Origin of the sequence: Methylobacterium sp. 391_Methyba4 (genome assembly GCF_029691625.1) — a bacterium.
Lineage (GTDB): Bacteria > Pseudomonadota > Alphaproteobacteria > Rhizobiales > Beijerinckiaceae > Methylobacterium > Methylobacterium fujisawaense.
On the sequence record NZ_CP121475.1, the window covers coordinates 2,342,835 to 2,362,595 of the forward strand.

The window sequence follows — 19,761 nt, forward strand, 5'->3', positions numbered from 1 at the left end:
GTCAGCGTGGCCGCGTTCTGCTAGGCAGCCGGCATTGCCATGACGCTGCCGATTCCCTCCCTCCGGACCCTGCTCTTCCGCCTGCACTGGGCGCTTGGCCTCACCGCCGGTCTCGTCCTCGCCCTGATGGGCCTGACCGGGGCGCTGATGAGCTACGAGGAGGCGCTGACCGCCTTCGCCAACCGCGACCGGCTGGAGGTCACGCCCGGCGCGCGGACGGCGCTGTCTCCCGCGACCCTCGCGGCGCGGATCGACGCGCAGGCGGGGGGGCGTATCGCCAACGTGCTGACCCTGTCGGACGATCCGCGCGCCAGCGTCCATGTCCGCTTCGCCCGCGATCCCGAGACCCGCGCGCGGCCGCCCGCCGCCTATGCCGATCCCTACGACGGCACCCTGCTCGGCCCGGTGCGGCTGGAGGGGGCCTTCACCACGGTGCGGGACCTGCACCGCTGGCTGCTGCTCCCCGGCGGGTCCAAGGGCTGGGGCCGCACGATCACGGGCGCCTGCACCCTGGCGCTGCTGGCTTTCCTCGGGACGGGTCTCTACCTGCGCTGGCCCAGGATCCATCGCTGGCGGATCTGGCTGAAGCCGGCCCTGTCGCGCCCCGGCCGGCCGCGCTGGTGGTCGCTGCACGCCGTGGTCGGGACGTGGCTGCTGCCCGTCTACCTGGTCATCGCGCTCAGCGGCCTGACATGGTCCTACCCGTCGTTCAAGGACGGCGCCACGCGGCTGCTCGCGGGCGCTCCGGACGCGGGGAAGCCTGCGCGACCGGCCGGGAGCAAGGCTGCCGGACGCCCGGTCGATGCCGGGGCCGATGGCGGCGCGGCCGTCGACCGCGCCTGGGCGGATTTCCGCGCGCGGACCGGTGACGCCGCCGGGACAGCGGTCCTGACCCTGCCGGGGGCCGACACGAAGGCGATCCGGATCCGCTGGCTGCCCAAGGGCGTCGATGCGCCGAGCGCCCGCAACGAGGAGCGCTACGATCCCCTCACGGGCGCCCTGCTGGCCTCCGAGCGCGCCACCGATGCGCCGCTGGGCCGGCGTCTCCTGGACAACATCCTGGAGGTGCATCGCGGCCGCTTCTTCGGCGATCTCGTCGCTCTGCTGTTCTGCCTCGCGGCCCTGGCCATGCCGGGTTTCGCGGCCACCGGCCTGACCCTCTACGTCCTGCGCCGCCGCGCCGGTGCCCGGCGCAGGGCCGCCGAGCCCGAGGCGCCCGCGGTGGCCGTCCGTGCGGTGAGCCCCTGAGACGGTGCCGGCATGGCCTTCGGCCGCCCCCGGCGTTCTGCGTGCGGCGAGGAGGGATCAGGGCAGCGCGCGGCCGATCGGCGGGGCGCTGTCCCGGATTGCCGCGCTCCGCGCGTGCATGACGGCGACGCGAGCCACCGCTGACGCGACGAGGCCGCCGCCTTCGCGAGGCGGCGGCCCGGCTCAGAGCCGGGCGGTGATCGTCGCCAGCACGGAGAGCGGCGCGCCGGGGAGGTTGTTGAACTGGTTGAACGGCTGCTCGATGTAGCGGCGGTCGGTCAGGTTCCGGGCATTGATCGAGAACCGGGCGTGCTCGCTGAAGTCGTAGAACACGGCCGCGTCGAGCCGGGCGTAGCCGCCCACCGAGTAGCTGTTGTTCAGGTCGCCGGCGCGGCGCCCGACATAGGTGATCCCGGCCCCGACGTTCCAGCCGAGCAGGAAGCCTTCCTGGAACTGGTAGGTGGACCAGATGCTGCCGCTGAAGGCCGGCGCCCCGACCAGCCGGTTGCCCACCGCGAAGGTGGTGTCCTTCGTGATCCGCGCGTCGAGGACGCTGATGCCGCCGATGACCTTCCAGCCGGGCAAGACCTGTCCGGCGAGGTCGGCCTCCACGCCTTGGGAGCGCTGCTGCCCGGTGATCACCGAGAAGCCCGTGTTGACCGGGTCGGCGGCCGAAACGTTGTTGCGGATGATGCGGAAGGCTGCCGTCGACAGGGTCAGGTCCGGGTTGAGATCGAGCCGGCTTCCGACCTCGTAGAGCTCGCCGGTCTCGGGACGCGGATTGACGGCGTTGTAGACGTTGTCCGTCTGCGGCTTGAACGAGGTCGCGTAGCTCGCATAGAGCGTCAGCGGCTCCACCGGCCGGTAGATCAGGCCGACCCGCGGCGAGATGCCGGACAATTGCTGCTCGGGCGGGATGGTGCGCGAGGTCGGGACGCGGCTGAAATAGTACTGGGTGCCCGTATCGTAGCGGACACCGACCAGCATCTGCAGGCCGAGACCGAGATCGATCTGGTCCTGCACGTAGAGGCCGGTCAGCGCGTTCTTCTGCTTCAGATCGGACTGGAACTGGAGGCCGACGATCGGGGATCCCGGGACCGGGTTGAGGAAGCTGACCGACGGGAAGTTCGTGCTCTGCGTCTGGTAAGCGCGCCGGTAGCCGTTCGTGTACTCGACCCCGGTGAGCACCGTGTGCCGGAAGCCGAGGAGGTCGAACTTCGCCACCATCTCGGTCTGGCTGTCGACGGCCGCGTAGGTCGAGTAGACCGCAGTCTCCCGCCGGGTCACCTGGGTGTTGCGGTTGGTGAGACCGATGGCTCGGGTGGCCAATAAATCGAAGCCGCCCCACTGCGCGTTGAGCACCTCGCGCAGGGTGATGTTGGCATTGAGGTCGTGCTCGACCTTGAGCAGGCCGAAATTGGCGCTGCCGTTGTAGCGGGAGAACGGCTCGCCGTAGTAGCGCGCGACATTGTCCAGGGGCACGCGGCCGTTCCGGGCGACGAGGCCCTCGTCGTACTGGTTGTCGACCCGGGTGAACTCGCCGAGGAACGTGACGCGCGTGTCCGGGGTCGGAGTCCACGCGAAGGCCGGGGCCACGAAGGTGCGGGCATTGTCGCGGCCGTAGAAGTTGCGGAAGGTCGGGTCCGACTGGGCGGCGAAGCTGAGCCGCCCGGACAAGCCCTCCACGCCCTCGATCGCGCTCGAGACCGAGCCCTGCACCCGCCGGAAGCCGAAGCTGCCGGCCTGCAGGTTGATGTCGCCGGACGGCATCAGCGTCGGCTGCCGGGTGACGATGTTGATCAGGCCGCCCGGATCGCCGCGCCCGTACAGGACCGAGGCCGGGCCCTTGAGCACCTCGATCCGCTCCACGTCGGCGAGATCCCGGGTCACCGAGGAGAAGTTGCCGGCCTGATTCAGGAGGACGCCATCGATGGCGTAGGTCTGGGTCCTGAAGCCGCGGATGATGAAGGTGTCGCTCCGGCCCTGGATCGTGCCCCCGGGCTGCACGCTGCTGACGTTCTGCAGCGCGTCGCTCAACCGGATGTCCTGCTGGTCGACCAGCACGTCGCGCGGCACCACCTGCACCGATTGCGGCGTGTCGCGCAGGGGCGTGTCGGTCCGGGTGGCGGTGGCCGAGCGCGTGGCCCGGTAGCCGACGACCGGTCCACCGGCCCGCTCCGCCGCTGGCCCGGTGCCGGTCACGCTGAGTTCGGAGAGGGCGACCTCGTCGGTCTCCGCCTGCGCGTGAACAGCCGTCGAAGACAGGACCAGAATGGCCGTCGCAAGTCCCGTATGGGCGAAACTCAAGTACTCGCGGAGACGGCGCGTGCCATCGACCTCGTCGATCCGCCCAGAAAGCATAGTTTACAATCGTTCTCAGGAGTGAAGCGCCAGCGCGATTCAGCACTCCTAGAATGGATCGGCCCGATCATCTCAACAGCGATGCGCATCTAGGGCGCCGGGACACGCATCCGTCGTGGGAATGTGGCTGAAATGGCACGAATCGCGGGGCGATATATTAAAACTCCTCCAGTGTGCCTACTTGTGCGTGTATACAGTTGCGGTGTTGAACCCGAATCGCGTGCGGGTTGAGGGCGCCGGCAGCAGCGGACACGACCGGCCGGCCCGCAAGAGGGGGGGATTGCGAGCCGGCCGGCGTACCGCGCGCCGGTTTCGGCGCGCGATCGGAAGCGACTGTCCTCGGCCCCGTGGGCAGCGACAGCCTCCCGTGCGCCGTCACGTCGTCCGGCGCGGACGCAGCGATCGCGCCGGGCGCGGATCAGAGGCCCGCAGGCGAACGCGCATCCGCCGGGCACGGCAGGCGGCCGTCGAGCCCGGCATGGAGGAGCTGGTGGATCTGGGTGACCGCCCCGGCGACGTCGTAATCGGGCAGCGCGGCGCGGCTCACGACGATCCCCTTCATCAGAGGCGCGAGGAGCGCGTAAAGTGCCGCCGGATCGCAAGCCGGCGTGGTGGCGAGCGCCGACAAGGTCGCCACGAACCAGTCCCGGCTCTCGGCTTCGGTCTGCACCGTCATGGCGGCGATGGCCGGATTGCGCGTCGATTCCGACCAGATTTCCACCCGCAGGGCCGCGGCTTCGCGGGTGATCGACATGAAGTAGCGGGCGATGAGGCCCAGCAACGTCCCGCGCGGGTCACTGCTGCCGTCCATCTCGGCGACCAGGAGCGTGCCGCGCTCGCGCTCACGCTCGACCAGCCCGAGGACCAGGGCCTCCTTGGATTCGAAGTAGCGGTAGAAGTTGCCCGGGCTCATCGCGGCCTCGCGGGCGAGGTCCTGCATGGTGGTGCGATGGAAGCCGTTGCGCGTGAAGCAGGCTTCGGCGGCGTCGAGAATGTGCTCGCGCCGGGCGGAGGGCCCGACGCGGGCCTCCGCAAGTCCGTCCGCCGCGGCGGTCACTGCCCCGGCTGCACGGCGACGGCCACCGGCGTGATGCGGCTCTGATCCTTGCCCAGGCTGGCGACGGTGCAGGATTGCGGTCCCTGATGCAGGTCCGCGCAGATCCGGGCCTGCCAGCCGTCCGGGCCGGCCCCGGTCCAGCCGATCAGCGCCAGCCAGGCGAGGGCCAGGACGGCGCCGAAGGTTAGGTTGGCGGGGGTGCAGACGGTGCGGAGCTGGGCGAGAGCGCCCGGGCCGCGGGCGCCGAAACGCTCGGCATCAAGATCGGACCAGCGGCCTTCGAGGGTGAGAGCCATCATGCGCTCCTGTTGGCTTCACCCGTATAATGAACGTTCATTCTCATGTCAATGAACGTTCATTCTCGTCGAGGTCGTGCAGCGGACGAAGGACGGCCTGCCGCCGATGCCTGCGGTTCGTCGGGAGGGAGGGCGCGATCGCCGCCGGGTCTTCGACGCCGGTGCAGGGTATGCCGGAGCGGCGGTTCGGACCGGTGCGCGGGCGGGACGCCGCTCCGGGGCGCCGATCTCTTTCGCCGCGCTCCGGCGGCTCGGGATCGGGGGCGCAGAATTAGTCGTGGTGGATCCGGTCATGCCGGAGCCGGGCTGGAACCCGCGATCCGCGGCCGCCGCCGTGTCGCGGTCTCGGCGCGTCCGGGAGCTCCGTCCCGGACGCGCGAGGCCTGCCGTCAGCCGAGGGTGGCCGGCTTGAGGGCGCCGGTCCGCTCGTGGAAGTCCGGGCCGTTGGTGGTCCGGGCCACGTGGCCGGCGCGGATCAGGTAGTCGCCGAAATGCTCGCCCGGTTGCCGACCCTTCGCGTAGTCGGCAAACAGCGGATCGAGGGTGCTGCGGATCTCGGAGGCCGCGACGTCCTCCTTGTAGAGCTTGCTCAGGCGCGAGCCGTCGTGGGCGGCGCCGAGATAGAGGTGGTAGCGCTCGGGGCCGCGGCCCACGAGGCCGATCTCGGAGATGAACGGCCGGGCACAGCCGTTCGGGCAGCCGGTGGAGCGGATCGTGATCTCCTCCTCGGCCAGCCCATGGGACGCGAGGCTCTCCTCCAGCTCGGTCATCAGGTCCGGCAGGTAGCGCTCGCTCTCGGCCAGCGCGAGGCCGCAGGTCGGCAGGGCCACGCAGGCGAGCGAGTTGCGCCGCAGCGCGCCCGCGCCCCGGGTCAGGCCGTATTCGTCGACGAGCGCGTCGATCTCGGCGCGCTTCTCCGCCGGCACGTTGGCGATGATCACGTTCTGGTTGCCGGTGAGGCGGAAATCGCCCTCGTGCACCTCGGCGATGCGCCGCAGGCCCGAGAGGAATTGCGGCCCGCCCTCGATGTCCTTGATCCGGCCCGAGGGCACGTAGAGGGTCAGGTGATGGCGGCCGTCGTCGCCCTCGACCCAGCCGTAGCGGTCGCCGTTGTTGGTGAAGGTGAAGGGTTTGGGCGCGCCGAGCTTCTGGCCGATCCGCTTCTCCACCTCGGCCCGGAAGGCGTCGAGCCCGTAGCGCTCGATCGTGTACTTGAGGCGTGCGTTCTTGCGGTTCTTGCGGTTGCCCCAGTCGCGCTGGACCGTCATCACGGCCTCGGCGACCTTGAGGGCGTCCTCCGGCTTCACGAAGCCCATCACGTCGGCGGTGCGCGGGAAGGTGTCGGGCTCGCCGTGGGTCATGCCCATGCCGCCGCCCACCGTCACGTTCCAGCCCGTCACCTGGTTCTTCTTGTCCAGGATCGCGATGAAGCCGAGGTCGTGGGCGAAGATGTCGACCTCGTTGGAGGGCGGCACCGCCACGACCGTCTTGAACTTCCGCGGCAGGTAGGTCCGGCCATAGACCGGCTCGACCTCGGCCGCGTCCTCGCCGCCGACCACGCGCTCGCCGTCGAGCCAGATCTCCCGCCACGCGCTGGTCTTGGGCAGCAGCGAGTCGGAGATGTCCTTGGCGAGCTGGTAGGCGGCCTTGTGGGCGCCGGTCTGCGCCGGGTTCGTCGCCGCCATGACGTTGCGGTTGACGTCGCCGCAGGCCGCGATCGTGTCGAGGAGCGCGCCGTCGATCGCCGCCATCGTGCGCTTCAGGTTCGACTTGATCACGCCGTGGTACTGGAAGGTCTGGCGCGTGGTCGCCCGCAGCGCCCCGCCCGCGTAGGTCCGGGCGATGTCGTCGAGGATCAGCCACTGCTTCGGGGTGATGACGCCGCCCGCGATGCGCAGGCGGATCATGAAGCTGTAGGCCTTGTCGAGCTTCTTCTTGGTCCGCTCGGGGCGCAGGTCGCGGTCGTCCTGCAGGTACATCCCGTGGAACTTCACGAGCTGCCCGTCATCCTCCGAGATCGCCCCCGTGGCGTGCTTCAGGAGGCCGTCCGCGAGCGTGCCGCGGAGGTAGCCGCTGGCGATCTTGATGTGCTCGTTCGCCGCGAGCTGGGCCGCGCGGGCGGCCTCGGCATCGGTGATCGGCCGGTCGGTCGGCGGGGTCTCGTAGACGCGCTTGGCCGGGGTCGGGGTCTCGGCGGCGTCGCGGGGGCTGTGGTCGTCCATGGGGTGAATCCGTCTGTCTGAACGCGTCTCCCACCCCACGCGTCAGGGGTGGGTGCCGAGCGGAACGCGTGCCGGTTCACGGGAAGGGCGGGAGCCGCGACGGTCCCCACTCTCCCGTGCGGGAGAGGGTCGGGGAGAGGGATGCGCCCTCTCCGGAAAGACCTGGATCCCTCACCCTGTCCCTCTCCCGCACGGGAGAGGGGACCCGCGCCCCGTCCTGCTCCGCTCCAATCTCGATCCTGCGGCCTCGGAAGGCCGGTCCGTTAGTACACGTCCTGCTGGTAGCGGTGACCGCGCTCCAAAGCCGCGACCTGGGTCTCCGCGTCGGCGGCGCTCAGGTTCTTCACGGTCTGGTACGCGCCCACCACCGCGGCCCGCACGTCCTTGGCCATGTTCTTGGCATCGCCGCAGACGTAGAGATGGGCGCCCCCATCCAGCCAGGAGACCAACTCCTGCGCGTGCTGGGTGATCCGGTCCTGCACGTAGACCTTTTCCGGCTGGTCCCGCGAGAAGGCCACGTCGATCTTCGTGAGCGACCCGTCCTCCAGGGCGTCCTGCCACTCGAGCTGGTACAGGAAGTCGTGGGTGAAGTGCCGGTCGCCGAAGAACAGCCACGACCGCCCGGGGGCCTCGATCGCCCGGCGCTCCTGCACGAAGGCGCGGAACGGCGCGACGCCGGTGCCGGGGCCGACCATGATGATGTCGGTGGCCGGGTCCTGCGGCAGGCGGAAGTGGCGGTTCGGCTTCAGCCGCACCCGCAGCTTGGCGCCGTCGCGGATCCGGTCGGCCACGTGGACCGAGGCGACCCCCGAGCGGGCGCGGCCGTGGGTCTCGTAGCGCACCGCCGCGATGGCGAGGTGGACCTCGTCGCCCACCTCCTTGCGCGAGGAGGCGATCGAGTAGGCCCGCGGCGGCAGCGGCCGGGTGATGGTGCCGAGATGCTCGGCCGTGAGCTTGGCCGGGTAAGTCTCCAGCAGGTCGATCAGGTGCCGCCCCTCGATCCAGGCCTTGGCCTCGCCGCTGTCGATGAGCGTCTGCGCCTGCGTGTGGCCGGTGGCCTTGACGAAACGCTCGACCGTGGCGGCCGACAGCGTGGTGATGTCCCGCTCGGCCAGCAGCGCCTTGCGCAGGGCCTCGTCACCCGAGAGCCCGGCGGCGTTGAGGATCTCGTCCACGAGCTGCGGGTCGTTCTCAGGGAAGATTTCCAGCGAATCGCCCGGCTCGTAGGCCGGGGCGCCCTCCTCGAAGGCGAGGGCGAGGTGGATCGTCTCCTTGTCGGAGCGCGAGGAATTGAGGTTCACGTGCTCGACGACCTCGACCACCACGGGCTCGCGGCTCGGCTCGGCGTCGTCCTCCTCGCCGGTGCCGGCGCGGGCGAAGTCCACCGCCACGACGTTGTCGGGCTGCTCCGCCGGGGCGAGCGCCTTGAGCGCGCCCTTGATCCAGTCGGCCGCCGGCTTCTCGAAGTCGAGGTCGAGGTCGGCCCGCTCCGCGGCGCGCTTGCCTCCCAGCGCCTCGAAGCGTTCGTCGAGGGCCTTCCCGATGGCGCAGAACTCCGCGTAGGAGGTGTCGCCGAGCGCCAGCACCGCGAACTCGACGCCGTCGAGGCGCGGGGCGCCCTCCCCCATCAGCTCGCCATAGGCCCGCACGGCCCGGGCCGGCGGCTCGCCCTCGCCCCAGGTGGCCGCGATGGCGACGAGCTTGCCGGCCTTGGGCAGGGTCGCGATGTCGAGATCGGCGAAATCCACCACCTTCGGCTTGAAGCCCTGCTTGCGCGCGAGCTTCGCGACGGTGCCGGCGAGCGCTTCGGAATTCCCCGATTCGCTCGCGTAGATCACCGTCAGCGGCGCGGCGGCCTTGGGCGGCGCGGCCGGCAAAGCGGCGGGCTGGCCACCGGCGGCGTCGAGGCCCGCCAGGAAGCCGGCCAGCCATGCGCGCTGCGTGGGGCTCGCGGCGCCGAGCACCGCATCGAGGCTGGCGCGCTCGCCGTCCCCGAACGGGGCGGTGCGCGGGAGGAGGTTCTGGCGGGACATTACGAGACCATGTCGGGGCCTGCGCGGCCCGTGTCAATCAAGAAACGTTCTTTTTGCAGAACGGGCGGAGACGAGAACATCACATTCGCTGCACTGCGAAAAAAGAGAATATCATTCTCCCACCACGGAGAGGACCGGAGAGGTGCCGGGCAGATGGCGCCCGTTCTTCGGCGGCGCCGGCAGCGGCAGCGCCGTCGTGGATTTCACCTTTTCCATGGCGAAGCGGGAGGTGACGTTCTTGAGCGGCAGCACCGCGATGAGGTGCTTGTAGAAGCTGTCATAGGCCTGCATGTCGGCGACGACGACCCGCAGCATGTAGTCCACGTCGCCCGCCATCCGGTAGAACTCCAGCACCTCCGGCATGGCCGAGACGGTTGCGGCGAAGCGCTGCAGCCAGTCCTGGGAATGGTCGGCGGTCTCGATGGAGACGAACACGGTCAGCCCGAGGCCGAGCTTCACCGGATCGAGCACCGCCACCCGCCGGTCGATGACCCCATCGGCCTCCAGCTTCTGGATCCGCTTCCAGCACGGGGTCTGCGACAGGCCCACGCGTTCGCCGATCGCCGCGATGGAGAGCGTCGCGTCGGTCTGCAGCAGGGCGAGAATCTTCAGATCGATCGCGTCCAAAGCTGTCTCCGTGGGCTTCCGCCGCGCGCGGGGCGCGGGCGCATATAGGAGGCTACCGGTCTCGGTGAGAAGAATCTTTTACCTCGGGACCAGGTTGCCCGCGCCGATTGCTGTGCGCAACCGCACGCCGAACCGCCGGCCCGACACCGTCAAGCGCGCCGGGGCGCCTTGACTTCGTTCGGTATAGCGAACATTTCCGCCCTTCGACAACAGGCATGGCGCAGGCCGTGGCCTTTCCACCCACCACGCGAACCCCGGGACATGGCGCGATGACCCGTCCGGACCGACAGACGGCCGAAGCCCTCGCGGAGCGGCTGTCCGGGCTCGACCTTCCAGGCCGCCTCCACCTGATCGCCGCCGAGATCCCCGGCCGCCTCGTCTTCACGACGAGCCTGGGCGTCGAGGATCAGGCGCTCACCCACGCCCTGGCCATGGCGGGCCTGGCGAAGGGGCGCGTCGAGATCGTCACCCTCGATACCGGCCGCCTCTTCGCCGAGACCTACGACACCTGGACCGAGACCGAAGCGGCCTACGGCATCCGGATCGCCGCCTATGCGCCCGAGCGCACGGCCGCGGAGGCGTTCGTTCGGAACGAAGGCATCAACGGCTTCCGGCGCTCGGTGGCCGCCCGGCAGGCCTGCTGCGGCTTCCGCAAGGTCGAGCCGCTGGGCCGGGCGCTCGAAGGCGCGAGCGGCTGGCTCACGGGCCTGCGGGCCGGCCAGTCCGCCAACCGCGCCGAGACGCCGCTGGCCGAGTTCGACCCCGCCCGCGGCCTGATCAAGCTGAACCCCCTGGCCGATTGGTCCCGGGCGCAGGTCGACAGCTTCGTGCGCGACAATTTCGTGCCCTACAACGTCCTGCACGACCGGGGCTTCCCGTCGATCGGCTGCGCCCCCTGCACCCGGGCCGTGAAGCTCGGCGAGCCCGAGCGCGCCGGCCGCTGGTGGTGGGAGCAGGAGGAGAAGAAGGAATGCGGCCTGCATGTCGGACGCCCCGGGGCGTCGGTGCAGCCCGGCCAGGAGGCCGCCGTTTTCGAGACTCCTTTAAAGACTAACCAAGATCATTCAGCCCGCCAGCCGGAGTTCGCCCGATGAGCGCCGCCCTCGCCGCCACCGTGCCGCCGAGCGCCCCTGCGTCCGCACAGACCTCTGCCGACCGCCTCAGCCACCTCAAGCGGCTGGAGGCCGAGGCCATCCACATCTTCCGGGAGACGGTCGCCGAGACCGAGAACCCGGTGATGCTCTACTCGATCGGCAAGGATTCCTCGGTGCTGCTGCACCTCGCCCGCAAGGCCTTCGCGCCCGGGCGGCTGCCGTTCCCGCTGCTCCACGTCGACACCACGTGGAAGTTCCGCGAGATGATCGCCTTCCGCGACGCCCGCGCCAAGGAACTCGGCCTCGACCTCCTGATCCACACGAACCCGGACGGGCTCGCCCGCGGCATCGGACCGGTGAGCCACGGCTCCGAGGTCCACACCGACGTGATGAAGACGCAGGCCCTGCGGCAGGCCCTCGACAAGCACAAGTTCGATGCGGCCTTCGGCGGCGCCCGCCGCGACGAGGAGGCGAGCCGCGCCAAGGAGCGGATCATCTCCCTGCGCACCGCACAGCACCGCTGGGACCCGAAGCGCCAGCGCGCCGAGCCCTGGCATCTCTACAATCTCAAGAAGAAGCGGGGCGAATCCCTGCGGGTCTTCCCGCTGTCGAACTGGACCGAGCTCGACATCTGGCTCTACATCGAGCAGGAAAACATTCCGATCGTGCCGCTCTACTTCGCCAAGGAGCGGCCCGTGGTGGAGCGCGACGGGCAGCTGATCATGGTCGACGACGACCGGCTGCCGCTGGCGCCCGGCGAGACCCCGCAGCAGCGGCTCGTCCGCTTCCGCACGCTCGGCTGCTACCCGCTCACCGGCGCGGTGGAGAGCGACGCCGCGACGCTCCCCGAGATCATCGGCGAGACGCTCGCCGCCCGCACCTCGGAGCGCCAGGGCCGGGTGATCGACAAGGACGGGGCCGGCGCCATGGAGCGCAAGAAGCAGGAGGGCTATTTCTGATGACGGTGCACCAGGCTCCCACGGCCTTCGCCGATCGCGCCTCCGGCTACGCGGCTTTCCTCACGGCCCACCGCAGCAAGGCGGTGCTGCGCTTCATCGCCTGCGGCTCGGTGGATGACGGCAAGTCGACCCTGATCGGGCGGCTCCTGCACGACACCAAGCAGATCTTCGACGACCAGATCTCGGCCCTCCAGCGCGATTCGCGCAAGCACGGGACGCAGGGGCAGGAGGTGGATCTCGCGCTGCTGGTGGACGGCCTCCAGGCCGAGCGCGAGCAGGGCATCACGATCGACGTCGCCTACCGGTTCTTCTCCACCGACAGGCGCTCGTTCATCGTGGCCGACACGCCAGGCCACGAGCAGTACACCCGCAACATGGCCACCGGCGCCTCGACGGCGGACGTGGCGGTGATCCTGGTCGATGCCCGCCAGGGCCTGACCCGCCAGACCCGGCGCCACGCGCTGCTGGTCTCGAATCTCGGGATCCGCCGGGTCGTGCTGGCGGTGAACAAGATGGATCTCGCCGGCTGGGCGCAGGGCACCTTCGACGGCATCGTCGCGGGCTTCTCCGACTTCGCCCGGGATCTGAACTTCGCCGAGGTCAAGGCGATCCCGCTCTCGGCCAAGAACGGCGACAACGTCGTGGAGCCGGGCATCGCGGCGCCCTGGTACACGGGCGGCCCCCTGCTCGCCTACCTGGAGACCGTGCCGGTCCGCGCCGAGGCGCTGAACGCGCCGTTCCGCATGGCGGTGCAGTGGGTCAACCGGCCCAATTCCGAGTTCCGCGGCTACAGCGGCCGGATCGCCAGCGGCCGGGTGCGCCCGGGCGATTCCGTGACGGTCCAGCCCTCCGGCCGGACCTCGACCGTGGCGCGGATCTACACCGCCGACGGCGACCTGCCCGAGGCCGGCGAGGACGAGTCGGTCACCCTGGTGCTGGCCGACCAGATCGACGCCTCCCGCGGTCAGGTGATCGTGGCCACCGACGCACCGATGCGGGTCACCGAGACCCTCGACGCCCGCCTGTTCTGGGCGGCCGAGACCGATCTCAACCCGGGTGCCAGCCTGTTCGCCAAGATCGGCACCGCCACGGTCACCGCGACCGTGGAGCGGATCATCTCGCGCATCGATCCCGAGACCGGCAGGCCCGGCCCGGCCGAGCGCCTGTCGGCCAACGACATCGCCGACGTGGCCCTGCGCCTCGACCGGGCGGTGGCGGTCGACGCCTACGCGGAGAACCGCGAGACCGGCAGCCTGATCCTGATCGACCGCGAGACCACCGACACGGCGGCCCTCGGATTGGTCCTGACGCCGAAGGTGGCGCCCGCGCAGGCGGCGACGCCCGGCGTGAAGCCGGCGGACGGGGGCGGCTTCCTCGCCCGTCTCGGTCGCCTGTTCGGGCGCTGAGGACGGCCGGGCGCGCGACTGGTTTCAGGATCGGGCGCGGGTCCCCTCTTCCGTGCGGGAGAGGGACAGGGTGAGGGATCAGGTCTGTCCGGAGAGGGCTCGACCTGACTGCGCGGCAAGGACGGGCTCGATCCTGTGGCGTCTCGTCCCTCACCCCAACCCTCTCCCGCACGGGAAAGGGGGCCGGTCGCTTGCCGCGCCCGTGTAGGCGCAGCGGACCGGGCCGTCGCGCAACGCGATCAGACCAGCTTGAACCGCAGCGCCCCGAGCCCTTCCAGCTCCGAGACCACCTCGTCGCCGGGCTTCAGCCACGCCCGGTCCTTGCGCGGAGTCTTCTCGCCGAAGATCACCCCCTGCGGCGTGCCCGTGTAGAAGATGTCTCCCGGCTTGATCGTCATCACCTTGGACGCGAAGCTGATCAGCTGGCGGCAGTTGAAGATCATGTCGTTGGTGCTCCAGTCCTGGCGCACCTGGCCGTTGACCAGCGTCTTGAGCTTGAGGTTGTTCGGGTCCTTCACCCGGTCGGCGGTCACCAAGTAGGGGCCGAGCGGCGCGAACCCGTCCGAGGTCTTGCCGATCATGAATTGCGAGGTCAGCGTCTGGAGATCCCGGGCGCTGAAATCGTTGCCCGTGCAGTAGCCGGCGAGATAGTCGAGGGCGTCCGCCTCGGACACGTTCCGGCACTCGCGGCCGAACACCATCACCAGCTCGGTCTCGTAGTCGAATTCCCGCGCCGCCTGGGTCGGCAGCGTGATCGTGCCGCCGTGGTGGTTCAGGGCGTTGTTGTACTTGTTGAACAGCGGCGGGTCCTTGGGGATCGGTGTGCCGGTCTCCTCCGCGTGGTGGCGGTAGTTGAAGCCCATCATGATGATCTTCTCGGGCCGCGTGACCACCGGCGCGTAGGCGATGCCGGATTCCGCCAGCATGAAGCGCCCGTCGGGGGCGGCCTCGACCGCGTCGATCAGCGCCCGCAGCGCCGGGCCGCGCCCGTTCTGGAGAAGGTCGTCCATGTCGGTGGGAACCGGCATCCCGAGCGCCCGGCCGGCGGCTTCGACGTCGAGCACGCCGTCCCTGGTCTTCACGCCCAGGGCGTAGCCGTCGCCGCGGCGCATGTTGAGCAGGATCATGTCCCGAGGCATGCCGAAGGGCGGCGGCGCCGCCGGCGCGGTGTTGGGCGCGGTCTTCGGAGCCGCCGTGCGCTCCTCGGCGGCCCGGGCCGGCGCCGCGGCGGCGGCGAGGCCCGCGGCCGTGGCGGTCAGAAATTCGCGTCGGTTGCCCATGCTGCCTCTCCTCCGGTCGGCCCGTCTGGTCGCGGGCGTGATCCGGGCGGGAGCCTGCACGGCCGGCGGCGGCGCCGCCAGGACCCCGCGGCGGGGGCCGGTGACGGCTCAGGCCGCCTGTGAGGCGGCGCCGAGCCCCCAGGCCTGCGCCAGCAGCGCGTAGGATTCGTGCCGGGCGGCCTGATCGGGGATCGCCGTGACGACCATCAGCTCGTCGGCCTGCGTGCGCTGGACCATGTCGGCGAGCCGGGCCCGCAGGGTCTCGGGGCCGCCCACGTGCAGGCGGTCGCGGCCGCGCGCGATCTGCATCCGCTCGGCGTCGGAATACGGGTAGGCCAGCGCCTCGGCGAGGCTCGGCAGCGGCCGGTACTCGCCCCGCTCCCGCCGCAGCGTCGCCAGCCGCGCGCTGGAGGCCAGCCGCTCGGCCTCCGCATCCGTGGGGGCGCAGATCGCCGCCACCGCCAGGATCGCGTGGGGCTTCGCGCCGAGCCGCGTCGGCTGGAACCGGTTCCGGTAATCCAGCATCGGCGGCTCCGCGGGCATCCCGGAGAAGTGCTGCGCGAAGCCGAAGCCGCAGCCGATCTCGGCGGCGAGGCGAGCGCTGTAATCGGAGGAGCCGAGCAGGAAGATCGGCGGCAGCGGCACCCCCGCGGGGCTCGCCTCGATCCGCGCGAACGGATGCCCCTCCGGGAAGCCGCCGTCCCAGAACAGGAGCTCCTGCAGGCGGTCGAGGAAATCGTCCCCGCCGCCCTCCCCCGGCGCCTCCCGGCGGCGCAGCGCCCGGGCGGTGAGGCCGTCGGTGCCGGGCGCGCGCCCGAGACCCAGATCGATCCGGCCCGGGAACAGCGCCTCCAGCACCCGGAAGCGCTCGGCCACCATCAGCGGCGCGTGGTTCGGCAGCATGATCCCGCCCGAGCCGACCCGAAGGTCGCGGGTCGCGGCGGCGATCTGGCCGATCATGATCTCGGGGGCGGGGCTCGCCACGTTGGGCAGGGCGTGGTGCTCGGCGAGCCAGTAGCGCCGGTAGCCGAGGCCGTCGACGTGGCGGGCGAGCGCCAGGGTGTCGTGCAGGGCCTGCGCCGGGGTCGAATCGGCGCCGACGAAGGAGAGGTCGAGGACGGAGAGCGGAGTCATGGACAGGATCTGGTAACGACGATCCCGCAAAGCGAGAGCAGCCGCGCAGGCGAGACCTGCGCCGCGCGCCCGGCGCGAGATCCGGCTTCGTGCCGCGCACCGCCTTGCCGGCTCAGCGTCCCGGGCCTAGGGTCCGCCGCGCCGCAAAAAGGGGCGGCGAACGGGCATTCCTCGCCCACGCAATCCGGAGCACCGCACGCCATGGCTCTCCTCGCCGACGTCCTCTCGCGGGTGAAGCCGTCCGCGACCATCGTGATGACCCAGAAGGCCCGGGACCTGAAGGCCTCCGGCGTCGACGTCATCAGCCTGTCGGTGGGCGAGCCCGATTTCGACACGCCCGAGCACATCAAGCAGGCCGCCATCGCGGCGATCCACCGGAACGAGACCCGCTACCCGCCGGTCTCCGGCATCGTGCCCCTGCGCGAGGCGATCGTGCGCAAGTTCAAGCGCGAGAACGGGCTCGACTACAAGGTCTCGCAGACCATCGTGGGCACGGGCGGCAAGCAGGTGCTGTACAACGCCTTCCTCGCCACCCTGAACCCCGGCGACGAGGTGGTGATCCCCCGCCCCTACTGGGTGTCCTACCCGGAGATGGTCGGCCTGTGCGGCGGCACGCCGGTCTTCGCCGACACCGACATGGCCAACGGCTTCAAGCTCCAGCCCGAGGAGCTCGACCGGGTCCTGACGCCGAAGACCAAGTGGATCGTCCTCAACTCGCCCTCGAACCCGTCCGGGGCCGCTTATTCCCGCGCCGAGATGAAGGCGCTGACCGACGTGCTGCTCCGCTATCCGGACGTGCACATCCTCACCGACGACATCTACGAGCACCTGACCTACGGCGATTTCGAATTCGTCACCCCGGCCCAGGTCGAGCCGGAGCTCGTCGAGCGGACGCTGACCATGAACGGCGTCTCGAAGGGCTACGCCATGACCGGCTGGCGCATCGGCTACGCGGCCGGGCCGGAGACGCTCATCAAGGCGATGGATTTCGTCCAGGGCCAGCAGACCTCCGGCGCCAGCACGATCGCGCAATGGGCTGCGGTCGCTGCCCTCGACGGCCCTCAGGATCACCTCGCCACGTTCCGGGCGGCCTTCCAGGGCCGGCGCGACCTCGTCGTGTCGATGCTCAACCAGACCAACGGCCTGACCTGCCCGACGCCCGAGGGCGCGTTCTACGTCTACCCGTCCTGCGCGGCGCTGATCGGCAAGAAGACGGAGGCCGGCAAGACCATCGAGACCGACGAGGACTTCGTCATGGAGCTGCTCCAGGCCGAGGGCGTGGCCGCGGTGCATGGCTCGGCCTTCGGGCTCGGCCCGAACCTGCGCATCTCCTACGCGACGTCGAACGCGGTGCTGGAGGAGGCCTGCCGGCGTATCCAGCGCTTCTGCGGCTCGCTGCGGTAGGGCCCTCCGGGCGATCCTTCCCGGGCGCGGACCCCGGTCCGCGCTCGGCGTGACGGGGCTCGCGCCCGCGCTCTTGCCCGCGCTCTTGCCCGCGCTCTCGGGGGCGCCCTCCGGTCGGCCGCGGGGCCCGCTGATACGCTTCGCCGCGGCCGCGGCGGCGCGCGGATCGCCGCGCGGGCCACCGAAACGGTCCCGCCTCTGTTGCCGGCTCGGCTGTCACCCTCTACACGGGCTGTCCCCAGCGGCCGATGCGCCTGAAGGTTTCGCGAGCCCGCTCGGGCCTGCATGGCAGCGGGGTCGGCAGTGACGGGGCGGTCCGGACCAGTTCTCTGGACCGTTCCTGTGAGGCTCAGTGGGCCGAGTCGCTGCAGGAGTGTCGGGAGCGCGGGGAACAGGAACCGCGGGTTCGGCGCAAGGCCCACAAGATTCCCCGTCGACCGAGCGCCGGAGCCGTCCCGACGCCGCGATCTGACCCGTTCCGGGACAGGGCCGAACGCGACGGTTGCGGCTTCGTTCACGCTCGCGCGCGATGATGCGTCCGGGCCGGGGATCCGGTTCCGCGTAACCGCGTTCTCTCGGGCCTGACGACCATGCGAGCCCTGCTCACCAGCGGCATCAAGGCGATCCTCGGCATCGCCGCGCTCTCCACCGCCGCCCACTGGACCTTGCGCGTGCAGCGCGAGTCCGCCGCGCCCGCCACCGCAACGGCGCGCCCGGCCGAACCGACCGTGACCGGCTCCATCGAGCCGCGCCGGGTCGAGCGGGCCGCCGCGCTGGTCCCCGCCTCGGTGCCGGCCCCTGCGGCGGCGGTTCCGGTGGCGGCCGCGCGCGCCGCTCCGGGGCTCGACCAGTCGCATCTGGCTGCCCTGATCGCCGGCGCCACGCCGCCCAAGCCGAAGCTCGCCAAGACCGCGACCAAGACGGCCTCCGCCGAGAAGACGGCCTCCGCCGAGAAGGCCGCGGTGAAGCGCTGAGCTCCGCCCGGCCCGGGCGATCGTGCGGGCTGCATGGTTCCCCTGCGCGGCGGCGGATACCGGCGAAGCGCCGGGCGTGGCAGTGAACCGGCCTCTACCGAGATGGGTCAGGCATGAGCACGCAGGTCGCGACCTCCGTCCCCGATGACATCGGCGCGCCGCGCGCCGCTCCGGAGGTCGACCTCGCCGGCCGCCGACGGATCGTCGGCATCGCGCTGATGTGCGGGGCCGTCGCCTTCTTCGCCAGCCTCGATGCCTGCGGCAAGACCCTGGCGCGGGCCGGCGTCGACCCGCTGGTCACCACCTTCATGCGCTACGCGGCCAGCGTCGCCATGATCTCCCTGTTCATCAACCCGGTGCGCACGCCGGGCGTAGTGAAGAGCCGGCGGCTGCCGTTGCAGATCGTCCGCTCGCTGCTGCTCTTCGCCTCCACGGCCCTGAACTTCCTGGCCCTGCGCTACCTGCAACTTGCCGAGACGATCTCGATCCAGTTCGCCGCGCCGCTCACCGTGGCGCTGCTCGCCGGGCCGCTGCTCGGCGAGTGGTCGTCGCGGGCGCGGCTCATGGCGATCGGCGTCGGCTTCCTGGGGGTGCTGGTGATCGTGCGCCCGGGCGTGGGCGGGATGCATCCGGCCGCGCTGCTGTGCGTCGCCAACGTCGTGGTCTACGCCTTCTACGCGATCATCACGCGCAAGCTCGCGGCCTACGATTCGACCGCCACGACCATGTTCTACACGGGGCTCGCGGGCCTCGCGCTGATGGCCCCGCTCCTGCCCTGGATCTGGACGAGCCCGGCGAGCCTGACCCACTGGGCCCTGCTGTTCGGGGTCGCGCTGTTCGGGACGCTGGGCCACTGGCTGCTGGTGATGGCCCATGCCCGGGCCCCGGCCAACGTGCTGGCACCGTTCATCTACACGCAGCTGCTGTGGTCGGTGACGCTGGGCTTCCTGCTGTTCGGCGACGTCCCGAGCCGCTGGACCGTGGCGGGCGCCATGATCGTCGTCGGCTCGGGCCTGTATCTCCTGGCGCAGGAGACGATCCGCCGGGACACGCGTCCGGCCGCCTGAGGCGGCCGGATGATCCGGTGACGGATCGGGTCAGCGGCCCATGCGCTCCTGGCGCTCCATCCGCTCCTCGCGGCGGTTCTCGCGCGCACGCCGGGCCGGATCCGGATCGGTGCCGAGCACGCCGCCGACCGTGCCGGTGGCCGCGCCCACCGCGCCACCGACGACCCCGCCCACAGGACCGGCCGCAGCCGCGCCATCCTCGGCACCCCGCTGGGCGCCGCGGGCCGTGCCCTGGGCCTGCGCGGCGCCGGCAAAGGCGAGGGGCGCGAGGGCGAGGGTCGTGATCAGTAGCTTCTTCATGGGTCTGCTCCGGTCATACGGTCTGGGAGTCTCCGCGCCGCCTCGGGGCGCGGAGGATGTGCCTGTTCAACGGTTCAGGCGCCGATTGGTCCCATCCGCGGTCACGGGCGCGTGATCCGCGCTGCCGCTGGCCTCGGGCCGGAGCGGCTGATAGAGAACGGGTCATGCACGCTTCGCGCGCCCTGCGCGGCTTCGGCCGCCCGATCCGAATTACCGGCCCGGCCTCCGCCTGAGGGCCCGCTTCGGCGCGGCCGCGCGGAGGTCCGGGATCCTCCTGCCGCCTGACCCGATTCCGCCGG

At 71.0% G+C, this 19,761-nt stretch carries 16 protein-coding genes; 7 read left to right on the top strand and 9 right to left on the bottom strand.

The features are described from left to right. Positions 1-39: 39 nt before the first annotated feature. Positions 40-1,248 (top strand): PepSY-associated TM helix domain-containing protein, encoded by a 1,209-nt coding sequence (locus tag P9K36_RS10875; RefSeq protein WP_043756946.1) that lies wholly within the window; start codon positions 40-42, stop codon positions 1,246-1,248. A gap of 183 nt (positions 1,249-1,431) precedes the next feature. On the opposite strand, the gene P9K36_RS10880 is transcribed toward P9K36_RS10875, so the two are convergent. From P9K36_RS10880 to P9K36_RS10905, 6 genes are all read right to left on the bottom strand, one after another. Next, entirely contained in the window at positions 1,432-3,609 is a 2,178-nt protein-coding gene (locus P9K36_RS10880; protein ID WP_043756949.1) for a TonB-dependent siderophore receptor, read from the bottom strand. A 418-nt stretch (positions 3,610-4,027) separates the two neighbouring features. Beyond that, positions 4,028-4,666 (bottom strand): TetR/AcrR family transcriptional regulator, encoded by a 639-nt coding sequence (locus P9K36_RS10885; RefSeq protein WP_278307090.1) that lies wholly within the window; start codon positions 4,664-4,666, stop codon positions 4,028-4,030. Next, positions 4,663-4,962 (bottom strand): hypothetical protein, encoded by a 300-nt coding sequence (locus P9K36_RS10890; RefSeq protein WP_347568056.1) that lies wholly within the window; start codon positions 4,960-4,962, stop codon positions 4,663-4,665. Before P9K36_RS10890 ends, P9K36_RS10885 begins: the two co-directional genes overlap by 4 nt. A 389-nt stretch (positions 4,963-5,351) precedes the next feature. Beyond that, positions 5,352-7,184: an NADPH-dependent assimilatory sulfite reductase hemoprotein subunit gene (locus P9K36_RS10895; protein ID WP_278307092.1), complete on the bottom strand. Its 1,833-nt coding sequence runs from the start codon at positions 7,182-7,184 to the stop codon at positions 5,352-5,354. 263 nt (positions 7,185-7,447) lie between these two features. Then, positions 7,448-9,217 (bottom strand): flavodoxin domain-containing protein, encoded by a 1,770-nt coding sequence (locus P9K36_RS10900; protein ID WP_043756960.1) that lies wholly within the window; start codon positions 9,215-9,217, stop codon positions 7,448-7,450. Between the two features lie 111 nt (positions 9,218-9,328). Further along, positions 9,329-9,844: an Lrp/AsnC family transcriptional regulator gene (locus P9K36_RS10905; protein WP_043351854.1), complete on the bottom strand. Its 516-nt coding sequence runs from the start codon at positions 9,842-9,844 to the stop codon at positions 9,329-9,331. 269 nt (positions 9,845-10,113) lie between these two features. On the opposite strand from P9K36_RS10905, the gene P9K36_RS10910 reads away from it, so the two are divergent. The 3 genes from P9K36_RS10910 to cysN are packed head-to-tail and all read left to right on the top strand — an operon-like array spanning position 10,114 to position 13,303. Then, positions 10,114-10,938: a phosphoadenylyl-sulfate reductase gene (locus P9K36_RS10910; protein ID WP_278307093.1), complete on the top strand. Its 825-nt coding sequence runs from the start codon at positions 10,114-10,116 to the stop codon at positions 10,936-10,938. Continuing rightward, positions 10,935-11,897 (top strand): sulfate adenylyltransferase subunit CysD, encoded by a 963-nt coding sequence (cysD, locus tag P9K36_RS10915; protein WP_278307094.1) that lies wholly within the window; start codon positions 10,935-10,937, stop codon positions 11,895-11,897. Before P9K36_RS10910 ends, cysD begins: the two co-directional genes overlap by 4 nt. Beyond that, a complete protein-coding gene (gene cysN / locus P9K36_RS10920) occupies positions 11,897-13,303 on the top strand; it encodes a sulfate adenylyltransferase subunit CysN (RefSeq protein WP_278307095.1) in 1,407 nt (468 codons plus the stop codon). The genes cysD and cysN overlap by 1 nt, the downstream gene beginning before the upstream one ends. Positions 13,304-13,542: 239 nt before the next feature. Here cysN and P9K36_RS10925 read toward each other — a convergent pair whose 3' ends face one another. Together P9K36_RS10925 and P9K36_RS10930 are read right to left on the bottom strand one after the other, a co-directional pair. Continuing rightward, complete coding sequence (locus tag P9K36_RS10925; protein ID WP_100793956.1) at positions 13,543-14,583, bottom strand: fumarylacetoacetate hydrolase family protein; 1,041 nt, start codon at positions 14,581-14,583, stop codon at positions 13,543-13,545. 108 nt (positions 14,584-14,691) lie between these two features. Beyond that, complete coding sequence (locus P9K36_RS10930; protein ID WP_043756970.1) at positions 14,692-15,717, bottom strand: LLM class flavin-dependent oxidoreductase; 1,026 nt, start codon at positions 15,715-15,717, stop codon at positions 14,692-14,694. Between the two features lie 201 nt (positions 15,718-15,918). Between P9K36_RS10930 and P9K36_RS10935 the strand changes: the two genes are divergently transcribed. From P9K36_RS10935 to P9K36_RS10945, 3 genes are all read left to right on the top strand, one after another. Then, positions 15,919-17,121, top strand: a complete 1,203-nt coding sequence (locus P9K36_RS10935) for a pyridoxal phosphate-dependent aminotransferase (protein ID WP_043756972.1) — start codon at positions 15,919-15,921, stop codon at positions 17,119-17,121. A gap of 590 nt (positions 17,122-17,711) precedes the next feature. Beyond that, entirely contained in the window at positions 17,712-18,095 is a 384-nt protein-coding gene (locus P9K36_RS10940) for a hypothetical protein (protein WP_043386864.1), read from the top strand. A gap of 113 nt (positions 18,096-18,208) precedes the next feature. Beyond that, complete coding sequence (locus P9K36_RS10945; RefSeq protein ID WP_043346933.1) at positions 18,209-19,162, top strand: DMT family transporter; 954 nt, start codon at positions 18,209-18,211, stop codon at positions 19,160-19,162. Positions 19,163-19,192: 30 nt separating this feature from the next. Here P9K36_RS10945 and P9K36_RS10950 read toward each other — a convergent pair whose 3' ends face one another. Next, positions 19,193-19,462, bottom strand: coding sequence for a hypothetical protein (locus tag P9K36_RS10950; RefSeq protein ID WP_043346930.1), 270 nt, complete (start codon positions 19,460-19,462; stop codon positions 19,193-19,195). Positions 19,463-19,761: the final 299 nt, after the last annotated feature.

What these genes read in the sequence shown, in the direction of transcription:
- P9K36_RS10945 (WP_043346933.1), top strand. Translation starts at nt 18,209, where the DNA reads ATGAGCACGCAGGTCGCGACCTCCGTCCCCGATGACATCGGCGCGCCG.
- P9K36_RS10925 (WP_100793956.1), bottom strand. Translation starts at nt 14,583, where the DNA reads ATGGGCAACCGACGCGAATTTCTGACCGCCACGGCCGCGGGCCTCGCC.
- P9K36_RS10875 (WP_043756946.1), top strand. Translation starts at nt 40, where the DNA reads ATGACGCTGCCGATTCCCTCCCTCCGGACCCTGCTCTTCCGCCTGCAC.
- P9K36_RS10880 (WP_043756949.1), bottom strand. Translation starts at nt 3,609, where the DNA reads ATGCTTTCTGGGCGGATCGACGAGGTCGATGGCACGCGCCGTCTCCGC.
- cysN (WP_278307095.1), top strand. Translation starts at nt 11,897, where the DNA reads ATGACGGTGCACCAGGCTCCCACGGCCTTCGCCGATCGCGCCTCCGGC.
- P9K36_RS10900 (WP_043756960.1), bottom strand. Translation starts at nt 9,217, where the DNA reads ATGTCCCGCCAGAACCTCCTCCCGCGCACCGCCCCGTTCGGGGACGGC.
- P9K36_RS10940 (WP_043386864.1), top strand. Translation starts at nt 17,712, where the DNA reads ATGCGAGCCCTGCTCACCAGCGGCATCAAGGCGATCCTCGGCATCGCC.
- P9K36_RS10910 (WP_278307093.1), top strand. Translation starts at nt 10,114, where the DNA reads ATGACCCGTCCGGACCGACAGACGGCCGAAGCCCTCGCGGAGCGGCTG.
- P9K36_RS10890 (WP_347568056.1), bottom strand. Translation starts at nt 4,962, where the DNA reads ATGGCTCTCACCCTCGAAGGCCGCTGGTCCGATCTTGATGCCGAGCGT.
- P9K36_RS10930 (WP_043756970.1), bottom strand. Translation starts at nt 15,717, where the DNA reads ATGACTCCGCTCTCCGTCCTCGACCTCTCCTTCGTCGGCGCCGATTCG.
- P9K36_RS10935 (WP_043756972.1), top strand. Translation starts at nt 15,919, where the DNA reads ATGGCTCTCCTCGCCGACGTCCTCTCGCGGGTGAAGCCGTCCGCGACC.
- cysD (WP_278307094.1), top strand. Translation starts at nt 10,935, where the DNA reads ATGAGCGCCGCCCTCGCCGCCACCGTGCCGCCGAGCGCCCCTGCGTCC.
- P9K36_RS10895 (WP_278307092.1), bottom strand. Translation starts at nt 7,184, where the DNA reads ATGGACGACCACAGCCCCCGCGACGCCGCCGAGACCCCGACCCCGGCC.
- P9K36_RS10950 (WP_043346930.1), bottom strand. Translation starts at nt 19,462, where the DNA reads ATGAAGAAGCTACTGATCACGACCCTCGCCCTCGCGCCCCTCGCCTTT.